The organism is Microbacterium sp. NPDC088619 (assembly GCF_044752825.1).
GTDB lineage: Bacteria > Actinomycetota > Actinomycetes > Actinomycetales > Microbacteriaceae > Microbacterium.
The window spans coordinates 1,691,918-1,705,626 of record NZ_JBIVLZ010000001.1; the positions used below are offsets into that span (position 1 = coordinate 1,691,918).

Here is a 13,709-nt window from a genome sequence, read left to right on the forward strand (position 1 = left end):
TACTACGTATTACTAAGACGTAGTAGATACTATCGAGAAGCACACCGGTCGCGTCAAGCCCGGAAAGGACGGATGCCATGGAAAAACGGCCGACGAGTCACGACGTCGCACACCTCGCCGGAGTCTCGCAGTCGACGGTGTCGTTCGTCTTCACCGGACGCGCCGGAATCTCGGAGGCCACTCGCGACCGGGTTCTTCGAGCGGCATCCGAGCTGAACTACCGGCCGAACCTCGCCGCCCGATCCATGCGCACCCATCGGACGGGGCGGCTCGCGGTCGTCGTGCCGATCGCGACGATGAACCCGCTCACCCTGCTGTCGGGCGCGATCTCCGCCGCGCGCGAGGAGGGTTACGTCGTCGAGGTGGTGAGCCTGCCGGAGGGCGCCGCGGCACGCGACGAGCGCCTCGCCGACCTCGTCGACTCGGGGCAGTACGAGGGTGTGCTCGCATTCACCCCGCTCCCCCTCGTCGACACGAACGGCGGCGGCGGACCCGTCGTGCTCTCGGTCGGCGAGTTCGACGACGACATGCACATGACCGGTGAGTTCACCGACTCACGTCCGATCGCCGAGATGATCGAACGCCTCGCCGCGCAGGGCCACCGGAGGTTCGTGCACCTCGCCGGCCCAGACGACTTCCCCTCCGCTCGCGCCCGCCGCACCGCCTACCTCGACACGATCACCCGTCTCGGACTCGAGTCGCTGGGGGTGTTCGGCGGGGAGTGGAGCGGCAGCGCCGGCGAGGCCGCCATCGATGGACTGCCGGCGGACGCACCGCCCTTGGCGGTGATCGCGGCGAACGACGTCATCGCGACGGGCGCGATCCGCGCGGCGACCAGGCGCGGATGGAAGCTGCCCGATGACGTCGTCGTCACCGGATGGGACGACCACCCGCAGAGCGCGTTCCTCGTGCCATCTCTCACGAGCGTGTCGCAGGACCGCGAGAGACTGGGCGCCTACTCGATGCATCGCCTGATCGCGGCCGTGCGTGGTGGAGAACCGCCGAAGAAACCCCACGGTCTGCTCACCGTCATCTGGCGCGAGTCGACCGAATCCCCTCACTGACAGCCATAACCGCCACGATCTGGAGGCGCACATGAAGATCCTGATTCCGAACACCATCGAACTGCCGGTGACCGCAGACGTCGAGACCGTCGTCTACGACATCGACGTGGACATCCCCGAGGAGCACCACGACGCCGAGGCGCTGGTCGTCTGGCACAACTCCTCGTCGTGGCTGCAGGGGGCTGCCCGCGCGCTACCTCGACTGCAGCTCGTGCAGGCGCTGGCCTCGGGGGCCGACGCGGTGCTGAACGCCGGGTTCGCGGCGGATGTGCGCATCTGCTCCGGTCGCTCGCTGCACGACGGGCCGGTCGCCGAGCACGCCCTGGCACTGATCCTGAGCGCCGTGCGGCGCCTCGACCGGCTGCGCGACGCGCAGCGGGACCACCGCTGGGACGACGAGTTCAACGACGTGCAGAGCGCGTCCGACACGCAGCGGTCGTACACGCTCGACGGTGCTCGCGTCACCATCTGGGGCTTCGGCTCGATCGCCTCGACGCTCGCTCCCTTCCTCACGGCGCTGGGTGCCGAGGTGCAGGGCATCGCCCGCACCGCGGGGCGGCGGTCGGGCTTCGAGGTGCACGCGGATGCCGATGCGGCCGACGTCCTGGCCCACACCGACGTGCTGGTCTCGATCCTGCCCGCCACCGACGCGACCGCCGACCTGTTCGATGCCCGGGTGTTCGCGGCGCTCAAGCCGGGCGCGGTGTTCGTGAACGTCGGTCGGGGAGCGACCGTCGACGAGGGTGCGCTGATCGCGGCCCTCGAGTCCGGGCAGCTGCGCGCAGCGGCGATCGATGTCGCGAAGTCCGAACCGCTCCCGGCATCCGATCCGCTGTGGGATGCACCGAACCTGCTCATCACCCCGCACATCGCCGGCAACCGACCAGTGGGGGCGGCTCGGCTCGTCGACGACAACGTCACCCGGCTGCTGGCGGGCGATGCTCTCGTGAACCAGGTTCGCCCATAGGGTCTGGACACCTCGCCGGGAGCGGCGCATGCTGAACGCATGACCGCCTTCCAGACAGCACACGCGTTCAGCGGATTCAGCGTCGACGACATCGACGCCGCCCGCTCCTTCTACGGCGACACCCTCGGCATGGACGTCACCACCAATGCCATGGGGTTCCTCGACATCAGCCTGCCCGACGGCGGGTCGATCCTCGTCTACGCCAAGCCGAATCATGAGCCCGCGAGCTTCACGATCCTCAACTTCCCGGTCGACGACGTCGAGGCCGCCGTCGATGAGCTCAACGGGCGCGGTGTCGTGACGAAGATCTACGACGACTCGGAGTTCGCCACAGACTCCAAGGGAATCCTGCGCGGAGGGCCGGACAAGGGGCCCGACATCGCCTGGTTCAAGGATCCTGCGGGCAACGTTCTCGCCGTGCTCGCTGCCGGCTGATCCTGAGTCAGGCGAGAAGGCGGTCGAACAGTGCGTTGACGCCTGGATCGACACGCTGCAGGTCGGGGTGCGCGTCGTGCCACTCGATGATCTCTCGCGCCGCCGTGTGCAGAGGTACCACCGGGTTGAAGTCCGGCACGACTCGGCGGATCTTCGTGTTGTCGAAGACGACCGAGTGCGCCATGTCGCCGGAGAGCTGACCTGCGCGGTCGGGCGCAGCATCCTCGATCGCCGCACTCGTCGCATAGCGGATCCGCGGCTCGGCCCCGGCCGCCCGCCCGAGGATCGAGTAGATCTCGTTCCAGGTGTAGACGAAGTCGCTGGTGATCTGGAACGTGTCGCCGTAGGCGAGTGGGTTGCCGAGCAGGCCGGCGAACCCGACCGCGAAGTCGCTCGAATGGGTGAGCGTCCACAGTGACGTGCCGTCGCCGTGCACGATGATCTCCTCACCGCGGCGGATGCGGTCGATCGCCGTCCAGCCGCCGAACGCAGGGATCGTCCACTTGTCGTAGGTGTGCGAGGGGCGCAGCACCGTGACCGGGAACCCGCGATCGCGATACGCGGCAGTGAGCAGATCTTCGCACGCGATCTTGTCTCGCGAGTACTGCCAGTGCGGGTTGCGCAGCGGCGTCGACTCGGTGATCGGCAGGCGGGCGACGGGCTTCTGATACGCGGACGCCGAGCTGATGAACACGTACTGACCGGTGCGGCCTTCGAAGCGGTCGATGTCGCGCTGCACCTGGTCGGGCGTGAACGCGATCATGTCGGCGACGACGTCGAACTCGCGCCCGGCGAGCGCGTCGTCGACCGCAGCGGCGTCCGTGATGTCGGCCGTCAGCACCTCGACGCCCTCTGCGGGCTCCCGACGCGACTGCCCACGGTTCAGCAGCGTCACCTCCATCCCGCGGGCCGCGGCGAGCGCGCTCGCCGCGGAGGAGATGATTCCGGTCCCACCGATGAACAACACCTTCGTCGCAGCCATGGTTCGACTCTAGCGACGCGACACGCAGCGAGACCGCCGATCAGACGAGGTGCCCGAAGAGCGCGCGAACCGCAGTCTCAGTGACATCCGGGTCGCCTGCGCGCATCGCCTGCGCGACGGCTTCAGCCGCGGCGGATCGCACCTGCAGCGCCTCGTCACCGCGAGTGACCCCGGAGAACTGCAGCGCGCACTGGGCCAGGATCGTGGCCTCGACGAGGTGGATCACCTGTCGGGGATGCTCGATGAGGTCGGTCGCGGCGGTGAGGAAGGCGATCACCGCCGCATCGCGGCTGGCGGTCGTGTCGGCACCACCGATCTCGTCGACCCGGGCAGCGAGATCTGAGCGCAGGTCCTCGGGGATCGCCGGCAGTGCCGTCCTGAGCGCTGTGCCAGCCAGCACACCCGCATAGCTGACGGCAGCATGCGGATCGGAGGCGGTGAAATCGGCGACCTTGGTGTAGCGAGCAGGAGTGACCTCCACCAGCCCGATGTCTCGGAGCCGGATGATCGCTTCACGGATCGGGTTCAGCGACATGTGGAGCTCTTGGGCGAAGCGCGCTGTGTCGAGCTTGTCGCCGGACACGTAATCTCCCCGGAGGATCGCCGAGAGGATGTGCTCGTATGCCAGTTCGGGCAGTGGAGCGGGGCTGCGCTGAATCCACGGGCGCGCCCTGAACTCCACGTTGGCGATGGTCATCTGATGCTCCTCGGGATCTGTTGCGGAAGCTCCCATCGAGGGGGCTTCCACTAACCAGACCCGCTGCCGCCCGGAATATTACGCGCGGCCGCCGAAAAGTCCGAGGGACCCTCCGACAGCCCGAGCGTGCGTCCGGACTTCACCACCGCGCGAGCGTGACCGCTCGATTCGTTCAGACCACGCTGGCGCCCGGTGCCGCAGCGAACTGCTCGAGCGCGCCGACGACGTCGTCCGACAGCTCGACTCGGCTCGCAGTCACGGCGTCGTCGATCTGGCCGGTGCGCGAGGCTCCGATGATCGCGGTCGTCACCACCGGGTCGCGCAGCACCCACGCGATGGCGAGCTGCGGGATCGACAGTCCCGCCTCCTTCGCGACGCGATCGATGCCCCTGATGCGCTCGAGATAGCTGTCGGTGAGGGCCGATCCGTTGAGGAAGTGGCTGTTCGCGGCGCGCGAGTCGGCGGGGACGTCACCGTCGATGTACTTGCCGGTGAGCAGTCCCTGGGCGAGCGGCGAGAAGACCGCGCTGCCGACCTTCAGCTCGCGGAGCGCCGGGAACAGCTCGGCCTCGGGAGTGCGGTCGAACAGCGAATAGCGGGGCTGGTGCAGCAGCAGCGTCACTCCCTGGTCCGCCAGCAGCTCGTAGGCACGACGAGCGAGCTCGGCCGGGTAGTTCGAGATGCCGACGTACAGCGCCTTTCCGCTGCGGACGATGTCGACGAGTGCCGTGACCGTCTCCTCGAGCGGGGTCTCGGGGTCGGGGCGATGCGAATAGAACACGTCGACGTAGTCGGTGTTCATGCGCTGCAGGCTCTGCTCGAGCGAGCGGGTGAGGTACTTCCGGGAGCCGCCGTCCCCGAACGGCCCCGGCCACATGTCGTATCCGGCCTTGGTCGTGACGAACAGCTCGTCGCGGTAGCGGGCGAGGCCGCTGCCGAGAACAGCGCCGAACGTCGACTCGGCGGATCCGTACGGCGGGCCGTAGTTGTTGGCGAGGTCGATGTGCACGACCCCGCGGTCGAAGGCGTGCAGCACGATCTCACGCTGGCTGTCGAAGGTGCGATCGCGACCGAAGTTCTGCCAGAGCCCCAGCGACACCTTGGGCAGCTGGATGCCGCTGGACCCTGCTCGCTGGAACGGCACATCGGTGTAGCGGGTGGACGCAGCCTCGTAGGCGTGCGTCAGGCGGGGGTCATCAGCGGCGATGGGCATGAACGATGCTCCTATGCAGGCGGGGAAGGCCTTCAGGATAGCGCTTGCCGCGCTGCGGGGGCCGTATCTCCGTCGCTTCGCGATCAGTCATCCGAAGAGGGTGAGCGTCCCGCACGAGATGCGGAATCCGAGGCTACCGTGGGGCGGCAGGCATCATCGGCCGCACGACGGAGGAACAGGAGCCCACCATGACCCCCGACCTGACATCGCTCGCCACGGAGGCGTACGTCTTCGGCTTCCCGCTGGTCTTCAACCTCGACCAGGTGCAGAGATACGTGAAAGAGGGCGTCGGAGCGAACCCGGCGGCTCCCTTCAATTCATTCAGCCATGCGCGCACGATGGCAGGACCCGCAGACACCTTCGTGACCATCAACAACGACACCCTGTACTCGATGGCGCAGATCGACCTCAGCGTCGGCCCCGTGCTCCTGCAGGTGCCGGACACGGCGGGGCGTTACTACGTCCTGCAGTTCGTCGACGCATGGACCAACAACTTCGCCTACGTCGGGCACCGCGCCACCGGAACGCAGGCGGGAGCGTTCCTGCTCGTCCCTCCCGGCTGGTCGGGCGATGCGCAGGACGACGTCACCACGATCGAGTTCCCCACCCGCATCGCGTCGATCGTCGGCCGCTGGGCGTGCGCCGGGGACGACGACCTCGCATCGGTCGCCGCATTGCAGGACGGCACCACGTTGACGGCGCTGGACCCGGAGGCTCTGCCGACCGGCATCCCCCGGCCTGCCGACTCCGACTCGGACGCGCTCGTCTTCTTCGACAAGCTGCGCCTGTGGAGCGAGGAATTCCCCGCCCCGGAACGCGACCAGCACCTGCAGGCACGCCTCACACCTCTGGGGATCGACGATGCCGATCGGTCGATACCCGACGTCGATGAGGCGACCGCGGCCGCACTCACGGCGGGCTACCAACAGGGTCGAGCACTCGTCGACAAGGTGCTCCACTCGGGCGGCACCAGCCCGGAGGTGAACGGCTGGAAGCTCACCTTCCACGCGTTCGACTACAACCTCGACTACTTCCGGACCGGTGCACTGGACGACCCGAGATTCAAGATCGACGACCCCAAGATGCGCATCATCGAACGAGCTGCCGCCGCGGCAGGAGGTCTGTGGGGAAATCACGCCTATGAAGCGGCGTACATCATGACCTACGTCGATGATCTGGGCGACCAGCTCACCGGATCGCGCACGTACACCCTGCACCTCGACCCCACGCCTCCGGTGGGCGCTTTCTGGTCGCTGACGATGTACGACGTGCCGAATTTCTTCATGGTGGAGAACCCGATCGACAGATACTCGATCGGAGATCGCACGCAGGGCATCGTGTACGAGCCGGACGGTTCGCTCACGATCACGATCAGCCACAGTGAGCCCGTCGATCCCCGTGCCCGAGCGAACTGGCTGCCCTCGCCGGCGGGCGATTTCCGCCCCGTACTGCGCATGTACGAACCGGCGGAGGCAGTGCTCGACCGCAGCTACGAGGTTCCCGCGATCGTTCGCAGCTGACGCGCCCGCCGGGCATGGAGAACGCGCAGCCCTGAGCGATCTTCACGGAGACGGTCTGAGCGGGGCCTGACCGCGCCCGCTGTCAACCACGCCGACGAAGTCGGGGGGTCGAGGTAACGTGGCGCGGAGTCGGCGATCGTCGCAGTCACTCCGCGCTCCGCGCGACACGAGAAGAGGTCCATGATGGGCGGGACCCCACCGTCGAAGCTCTCCGGCACGTCGAACGCCATCGTCGTGACCGGCGCACGTGTGCACAATCTTCGCGATGTGAGCGTCGGGATACCCCGCGATGCCCTCGTCGCGTTCACCGGCGTCTCCGGCTCGGGAAAGAGCTCGCTCGCTTTCGGCACCCTCTACGCCGAAGCCCAGCGTCGGTACTTCGAGTCGGTGGCGCCCTATGCGAGGCGTCTGATGAGCCAGGTTGACATCCCCGACGTCGATGCCATCGACGGGCTGCCCCCGGCTGTCGCCCTCCCCCAGCAGCGCACCGCCGGCAGCGCTAGGTCGACCGTCGGCAGCGCCACGTCGATCGGCAACGTCGTGCGCATGCTGTTCTCGCGCGTCGGCACGTACCCGCCCGGGGCGGAGCCGTTGTTCGCCGAAGACTTCTCCGCGAACACCGTGCAGGGCGCCTGCCCTCGGTGCCACGGCATCGGACAGGTGTACGACGTGCCCCTGCACCTCATGGTGCCCGATGAGTCGCTGACGATCCGCGATCGCGCTCTCGACGCCTGGCCGCGAGCCTGGCACGGCAAGCAGCTCATCGACAGCCTGATCTCTCTCGGCTACGACATCGACATCCCGTGGCGCGATCTGCCCGAGGAGCAGCGTCAGTGGGTGCTGTATACCGAGGAGTCGCCTCAGGTTCCGGTGTTCACCGACCGCGGTCCGGCACAGGTGCGCAAGGCCGTCGCGGCCGGCATCGAGCCGTCGTACATGAGCACGTTCGTCGGCGTGAAGCAGTACGTGCTCAACACTTTCGCCCACTCGAAGAGCGCGAAGATGCGCGAGAAGGCGGCGGGCTTCATGGTCAGCGTCCGCTGCCCGATGTGCGAAGGACGACGGCTGAAGCCCGAGGCTCTCGCTGTGACGTTCGCCGGTCTCGACATCACGGAGATGGCCGCCCTGCCACTCGCCGACCTCGCGGCTCTCCTCGAGACGGCACTCGACCGATCCGACGGCGTGGGTGCGGATGCATCCGACCGCGAGGCTCTCTCACCTGAGAAGCAGCTCGCGGCGCAGCGCCTGGTCAACGAGCTGCGCGATCGGGTCTCGCCCATCATCGAGCTCGGTCTCGGCTACCTCTCGCTGGATCGATCGACGCCCACGCTCTCGTCCGGGGAGTTGCAGCGGATGCGGCTTGCCACCCAGGTGCTCTCGCAGCTGTTCGGGGTCATGTTCGTGCTCGACGAGCCGTCTGCCGGGCTCCATCCCGCCGACGGTGAAGCGCTCGTGCGCATCCTCCGCTCGCTCAGAGATTCAGGCAATACGGTCTTCTTCGTCGAGCACTCGCTCGACGTGATCCGGCATGCGGACTGGATCGTCGACATCGGCCCCGGTGCGGGAGCGACCGGAGGCGAGATCGTCTACTCCGGTCCGATCGACGGACTCCGCGAGGCCGAGCACTCCCAGACCCGGCGCTATCTGTTCGCCGATGAGCTGCGCGCCGAACAGCCGAAGACGCCGCCGACGGCCTCTCGCGAGCCCGACGGCGAGCTCGTGCTCGCCGATGTCTCGCGCAACAACCTCCGCAGCGTCTCGGTGTCGATCCCCCTCGGCTGCCTCACCGCCGTCACCGGCGTCTCGGGCTCGGGCAAGTCGTCTCTCGTCACCCAGGCGCTGCCCGATCTGCTGCAGAAGAGCCTCTCCAGCGAGGTGGACGGCTCGACGATCGACGCGTCGCGAGAGGAGCAGAGCAGCACGGCGGCGGATCCGCTGTTCTCCTCGCCGACGGCCGAGACCACGGGGCGGGCTTCCGGACCCGCGGGCCGCGTGCGGCGCGTGGTGCAGGTCAGCCAGAAGCCGATCGGCCGCACGTCACGATCGAACGTCGCGACGTACACGGGGCTGTTCGATCGCGTCCGCGCTCTGTTCGCCGCGACTCCCGAAGCACGCCGGCGGCGGTACGCCGCGAGCCGGTTCTCATTCAATCTGCCGAGCGGACGATGCCCCACCTGCAGAGGAGAGGGCACGGTCGAGGTGGAGCTGCTCTTCCTCCCCACCGTCCATGCCCCCTGCAGCACGTGCGGCGGCACCCGCTACAACCCGGACACCCTCGAGATCGAACTCCACGGGCACACGATCGCCGACGTGCTCGCCCTGAGCGTGAACGACGCGCGTGTTCTGTTCGCCGAAGATGCCGACGTCACACGACACCTCGATGCCCTTCTCGATGTGGGCCTGGGCTATCTGCCGCTGGGCCAATCGGCGACCGAGCTCTCGGGCGGTGAGGCTCAGCGCGTGAAGCTGGCGTCCGAACTCCGGCGGGCCCAGCACGGCGACACCCTCTACCTGCTCGACGAGCCCACTTCAGGACTGCATCCGTCGGACACCGACCGGCTGCTGGTGCACCTTCAGCATCTGGTGGATGCCGGCAACACGGTCGTGATGGTGGAGCACGACATGCGCGTGGTCGCGCAGGCCGACTGGGTGATCGACATGGGCCCGGGGGCCGGAGACCTCGGAGGCACGGTCGTGGCGCAGGGAACTCCCCGCTCCATCGCCTCGGAGAGTGGGAGCACGACGGCGTCGTACCTTGCGGCTGCCATCGCCGCGCAGGAGTTCCGAACCAGCGTCTGAGAACAGAGAATCCCTGCCGAGGCAGGGATTCTATCTGCGGAGACGAGGGGATTTGAACCCCTGGTCCCCGTGAGGGGACTCCACCTTAGCAGGGTGGTGCACTCGGCCGGACTATGCGACGTCTCCAGGCATCCGCTCCGTGAAGACCGGATGCACCTTGCAAGCATAACGGGTTCCCGTGGCGGGAACGAATCGGGAGTCAGCGGTCCTCGGCCGGGCCGTCTGCAGGACGAAAGCACGTCTGCAGGACGAAAACCGACGGATGCTCCCGCATCCGTGACCCGGTCCTGCACACTGCACGGGTTCCGAGCGTGCCACCCACCGACGATCGCTCACTGACCGCCGGAGCTCGACTCCCGCACGACGAGTTCGGGCTGGAAGCGTACGCGACGGTCGTGCTCGACCCCGTCGAGTTCCTTGAGCAGGAGGTCGACGCCGGTCCAGCCGAGCAGTCTGGCGGGCTGGCGCACCGAACTCAACGGCACGACGGTCGCCGAGGCGAAGTCGATGTCGTCGTAGCCGACCATGGCGATGTCGTGAGGCACCCGGATGCCGGAGCCGAAGCTGAACGCCTGCAGCAGACCGACGGCAAGCAGATCATTGGCGGCGAAGACGGCATCGGGTCGAGACTCCGACGGTCGCCGCGCGATGGCCTCGCCCGCGGCCCTCCCCTGGAGCACCGTGAGCGCCGACTGCTCGAACACCTCGAGCGTCACATCGGGGTGTGCTGCGACCGCCGCCTGCACGCCGCGAAGACGGTCAGCGACCTGCTGCACCGACTGCGGTCCCCCGACGAAGGCCAGACGCCGACGCCCCGAAGACAGCAGATGATCTGCGGCCAGCCGCCCGCCCTCGACGTCGTCGACGGAGACCGAGGGCAGTAGGCCCTCTTCCACCTCGCGGTCCACGAGGATCACCGGCATCCCACCGGCAGCGAAGCGGTGCACGGCCGTGAGGTCGTCCGTCGCCGGGGTCAGCAGCACGCCGTTCACCCGCTGCTCCTGGAAGAGCTCGAGGTGGGCCAGCTGGCGCTCGTCGCGCTCGTCGCTGTTGCCGAGCAGCACGGTCATGCCGGCATCCGCCGCTCGGTCTTCCGCTCCGCGCACGACCTCCGCGAAGAACGGGTTGCCGATGTCCGGCACCACGAGTCCGATGCTGCGGCTGCGACCGGCGCGCAGCTGCCTGGCCGCGTCGTTGCGCACGAAGCCGAGTTCCTGGATCACCCGCTGCACGCGTTCGACCGTCTTGGCGGACACGCGCTCCGGCTGATTGAGCACGTTCGAGACGGTGCCGACCGAGACGCCGGCCGCAGCCGCGACGTCCTTCACCCCTACCGCCATGGCGTGCCTCCGTCCGTCCGCGCGTGCGCCAACGACTACCTTCTCATCCCTCGCGGTTCTCTCCACGCCTGCGACGCCCCGGCACGGCGACGACGGCGAGCGCCGCGCAGCCGATTCCGGCGATGAACAGGGGCGCGAGCGCCCAGGTCACGACACCGGTGAAGATGGCCGCAGCCGCGATGTAGGCGGCACCGGCGGCATCCGCCGTGATCGCTCCGGGCACCGCACGCACGGCGTCCTTCCACCCGAGCGTCGGCGACCAGGCTCCTGCGGCGAGGAGCACGGCGACGGCGAGAGCGAGCAGTCCCGCCCAGCCGACGACCGCGATGGCCTCGCCACCGGGCAGCGCACCCGACCCTGCGAGCACCACGTCGATCGTCAGCACGGTCGCGATCAGCGCAGCGGGCACGCCGACGAGGAGCGAGGGCAGGATGCCGGCGCGCACGTCCTCCCAGAACAGTCCGGCCCGCGAGTCCTCCGCGGCGACGAAGCGACGCAGATGACGGATGCCTGCGGCGAGCGCGATCGGCAGCGTGACGACGCCGAGCGCGACCACGGTCATCATCAGGCCGATCGTGAGCACCTCGCCGAACAGTCCGAACTTCGCGGTCGCTCCGGGGTTGGCGCCCGGTTCGACACCGGCGACCGTGGGCCCTGCGCCCGAGCGCGCCTCACGCTTCGCCGCTCGGTGCGCCCGGCGCTCTCCGCTGATGACAGACATGACTACCCCTTGAGTCCCTGCGTGGCCACGCCGTCGACGAGGAAGCGCTGGAACACCACGAAGAACAGCAGCACCGGCAGCAGTGCGACGAACGAGGCCGTGACCGTGGCGCCGTAGTCGGACGATGAGGTCTGGTCATTGTAGAGACGCAGTGCGATCGGCAGCGGGTAGTTCTCAGGGCTCGTCAGGTAGAGCAGCGGGCCGAGGAAGTCATTCCACGCCCAGATGAACGAGAAGATCGCGCAGGTGATCAGCGCCGGCTTGATGAGCGGCAGGATGATCGACCAGAAGATCCGCACGTGACCGGCGCCGTCGATGCGCGCCGCCTCATCCATGTCGCGCGGCATCTGGCGGATGAACTGCACGAGCAGGAAGACGAAGAACGCCTCGGTGGCGAGGAACTTCGGCAGGATCAGCGGGATGAACGTGTCGACCCAGCCGAGCTGGTTGAAGATGATGTACTGCGGGATGATCACGACGTGGAACGGCAGCAGCAGTGTGCCGATCATCGCGGCGAAGAGCACCCCGAGTCCCTTGAACTGCACCCGGGCGAACGCATAGGCGGCGAGCGCCGACGAGAGCACCGTGCCGACGACGGCGGATGCCGCGAGGATCAGCGAGTTCAGGAAGAAGCGCCACATCGGCACTCCGGCGATGCCCTCCATGACCTTGCCGTAGTTCTCGATCGTCGGTGCCTGCGGGAACAGCCCCGGGTTCTGACCGAACTCGGAGTTCGGCTTGAACGTCGACAGGAACAGCCACAGCAGCGGGTAGAGCACCACGGCGGTGAGCACTATCAGACCGATGAACCAGATGACGGTCTGCCAGGTCTTGCGCTTGATCTTGCGACGAGGCGCCGGCGGGCCGGCGGGCGTCGTCTGCTGTGCGGCGAACACCGGCGTCGATGCCGCACCGGACGTGGTGGCCTGATTGGAGGTACTCATTTGTCGTCTCCCGAGTAGTGCACCCACGACCTCTGGGTGCGGAAGAGGATGAAGGCGATGATCGCGACCACTACCAGCAGCACCCAGGCGATCGCCGCGGCGTAGCCCATCTGCCCGTCGGAGAATCCGCGCTTGTACAGGTACACGGTGATGAAGTTCGTCATGCCTGCAGGACCGCCGGTGCCGTTCGAGATGATGTACGCCGAGGCGAACACCTGGAAGGCGCCGATCAGGCCGAGCAGCAGGTTGAAGAACATCACCGGCGAGAGCATCGGGATGGTCACGGCGCGGAACCGGCGGTACGCGTTCGCGCCGTCCATCTCTGCCGCCTCGTAGAGCTCCTTGGGGATCTGCTTGAGACCGGCGAGGAAGATCACCATGGTGGCTCCGAACTGCCACACGGCGAGCAGGATCATCATCGGGAGCACGAGGCCGGGGTTTCCGATCCACCCTCCGAGGTTCACCCCGAAGATCTGCAGACCGCTGTCGACCGGACCGTCGGAGGAGAACATCGCCCGCCACACGATGGCGACCGACACCGAACCGCCGATGAGGGACGGGGCGTAGAACGCCGAGCGGAAGAAGCCCGCACCCTTGTCGCGGTAGTTCAGGAGCATCGCGACGCCCAGCGCCGCGGCGAGGGTGATCGGTGTGCCGATGAAGACGTAGACCAGGGTGATCTGCGCCGACTGGATGAAGTTCGGGTCGCTCGTGAAGAGACGGATGTAGTTGTCCAGCCCGATCCACTTGGGCGGCTGGAAGATGTTGTACTTCGTGAAGGACAGGTACAGCGAGTACACCATCGGCACGCCGGTCAGTCCGAAGAAGCCGATCAGCCAGGGTGTCAGGAATGCGTAGCCTGTCGCCGTCTCGCGGCGCAGACGGGCCTTCTGGCCGGGCCGTGCGAGTTCGTTCTCGGGGCGGCGGCCGCTGCGCAGCGCCCGCCCTCGCCCGGACTTCTTGCCCGTGACGATCGTCCTGGTCGCCGTCGTGCTCATGACAGCTCCTTCCGAAGTGGGTGGTGTGC

General features: G+C 67.7%; 12 protein-coding genes and 1 tRNA gene. 5 read left to right on the forward strand and 8 right to left on the reverse strand.

Going from position 1 to position 13,709, the window contains the following annotated elements:
* The first annotated feature begins 77 nt into the window (after positions 1 to 77).
* Genes ACIP5T_RS08375 through ACIP5T_RS08385 form a run of 3 tightly spaced genes read left to right on the forward strand, consistent with a single transcriptional unit; the run spans position 78 to position 2,466 of the window.
* The gene (locus ACIP5T_RS08375) at positions 78 to 1,064 is read left to right on the forward strand and encodes a LacI family DNA-binding transcriptional regulator (RefSeq protein WP_400862240.1); all 987 of its coding nucleotides are present in this window, start codon (positions 78 to 80) and stop codon (positions 1,062 to 1,064) included.
* A 31-nt stretch (positions 1,065 to 1,095) separates the two neighbouring features.
* A complete protein-coding gene (locus tag ACIP5T_RS08380; RefSeq protein WP_400862242.1) occupies positions 1,096 to 2,031 on the forward strand; it encodes an NAD(P)-dependent oxidoreductase in 936 nt (311 codons plus the stop codon).
* Between the two features lie 39 nt (positions 2,032 to 2,070).
* On the forward strand, positions 2,071 to 2,466 hold the full coding sequence (locus tag ACIP5T_RS08385; protein ID WP_400862244.1) for a VOC family protein: 396 nt from the start codon (positions 2,071 to 2,073) through the stop codon (positions 2,464 to 2,466).
* A 7-nt stretch (positions 2,467 to 2,473) separates the two neighbouring features.
* On the opposite strand, the gene ACIP5T_RS08390 is transcribed toward ACIP5T_RS08385, so the two are convergent.
* From ACIP5T_RS08390 to ACIP5T_RS08400, 3 genes are all read right to left on the reverse strand, one after another.
* Positions 2,474 to 3,448 (reverse strand): NAD-dependent epimerase/dehydratase family protein, encoded by a 975-nt coding sequence (locus ACIP5T_RS08390; protein WP_400862246.1) that lies wholly within the window; start codon positions 3,446 to 3,448, stop codon positions 2,474 to 2,476.
* A 40-nt stretch (positions 3,449 to 3,488) separates the two neighbouring features.
* Positions 3,489 to 4,145: a GntR family transcriptional regulator gene (locus tag ACIP5T_RS08395; RefSeq protein ID WP_400862248.1), complete on the reverse strand. Its 657-nt coding sequence runs from the start codon at positions 4,143 to 4,145 to the stop codon at positions 3,489 to 3,491.
* 172 nt (positions 4,146 to 4,317) lie between these two features.
* Positions 4,318 to 5,358 (reverse strand): aldo/keto reductase, encoded by a 1,041-nt coding sequence (locus ACIP5T_RS08400; protein WP_400862250.1) that lies wholly within the window; start codon positions 5,356 to 5,358, stop codon positions 4,318 to 4,320.
* A gap of 188 nt (positions 5,359 to 5,546) precedes the next feature.
* Here ACIP5T_RS08400 and ACIP5T_RS08405 point away from each other — a divergent pair, with 188 nt between their 5' ends.
* Both ACIP5T_RS08405 and ACIP5T_RS08410 read left to right on the forward strand, forming a co-directional pair.
* Entirely contained in the window at positions 5,547 to 6,878 is a 1,332-nt protein-coding gene (locus ACIP5T_RS08405; protein ID WP_400862251.1) for a DUF1254 domain-containing protein, read from the forward strand.
* A 180-nt stretch (positions 6,879 to 7,058) separates the two neighbouring features.
* Positions 7,059 to 9,677: an excinuclease ABC subunit A gene (locus tag ACIP5T_RS08410; RefSeq protein WP_400862253.1), complete on the forward strand. Its 2,619-nt coding sequence runs from the start codon at positions 7,059 to 7,061 to the stop codon at positions 9,675 to 9,677.
* A 37-nt stretch (positions 9,678 to 9,714) separates the two neighbouring features.
* On the opposite strand, the gene ACIP5T_RS08415 is transcribed toward ACIP5T_RS08410, so the two are convergent.
* The 5 genes from ACIP5T_RS08415 to ACIP5T_RS08435 all read right to left on the reverse strand — a co-directional run bounded on the left by ACIP5T_RS08415 (position 9,715) and on the right by ACIP5T_RS08435 (position 13,680).
* Positions 9,715 to 9,803 (reverse strand) — tRNA-Ser (locus tag ACIP5T_RS08415).
* A gap of 206 nt (positions 9,804 to 10,009) precedes the next feature.
* Positions 10,010 to 11,017, reverse strand: a complete 1,008-nt coding sequence (locus ACIP5T_RS08420) for a LacI family DNA-binding transcriptional regulator (RefSeq protein ID WP_400862255.1) — start codon at positions 11,015 to 11,017, stop codon at positions 10,010 to 10,012.
* 43 nt (positions 11,018 to 11,060) lie between these two features.
* Positions 11,061 to 11,738 (reverse strand): hypothetical protein, encoded by a 678-nt coding sequence (locus tag ACIP5T_RS08425; RefSeq protein WP_400862257.1) that lies wholly within the window; start codon positions 11,736 to 11,738, stop codon positions 11,061 to 11,063.
* A 2-nt stretch (positions 11,739 to 11,740) separates the two neighbouring features.
* Positions 11,741 to 12,682 (reverse strand): carbohydrate ABC transporter permease, encoded by a 942-nt coding sequence (locus ACIP5T_RS08430; RefSeq protein ID WP_400862259.1) that lies wholly within the window; start codon positions 12,680 to 12,682, stop codon positions 11,741 to 11,743.
* The gene (locus tag ACIP5T_RS08435; RefSeq protein WP_400862261.1) at positions 12,679 to 13,680 is read right to left on the reverse strand and encodes a carbohydrate ABC transporter permease; all 1,002 of its coding nucleotides are present in this window, start codon (positions 13,678 to 13,680) and stop codon (positions 12,679 to 12,681) included. Before ACIP5T_RS08435 ends, ACIP5T_RS08430 begins: the two co-directional genes overlap by 4 nt.
* Positions 13,681 to 13,709 lie beyond the last annotated feature (29 nt).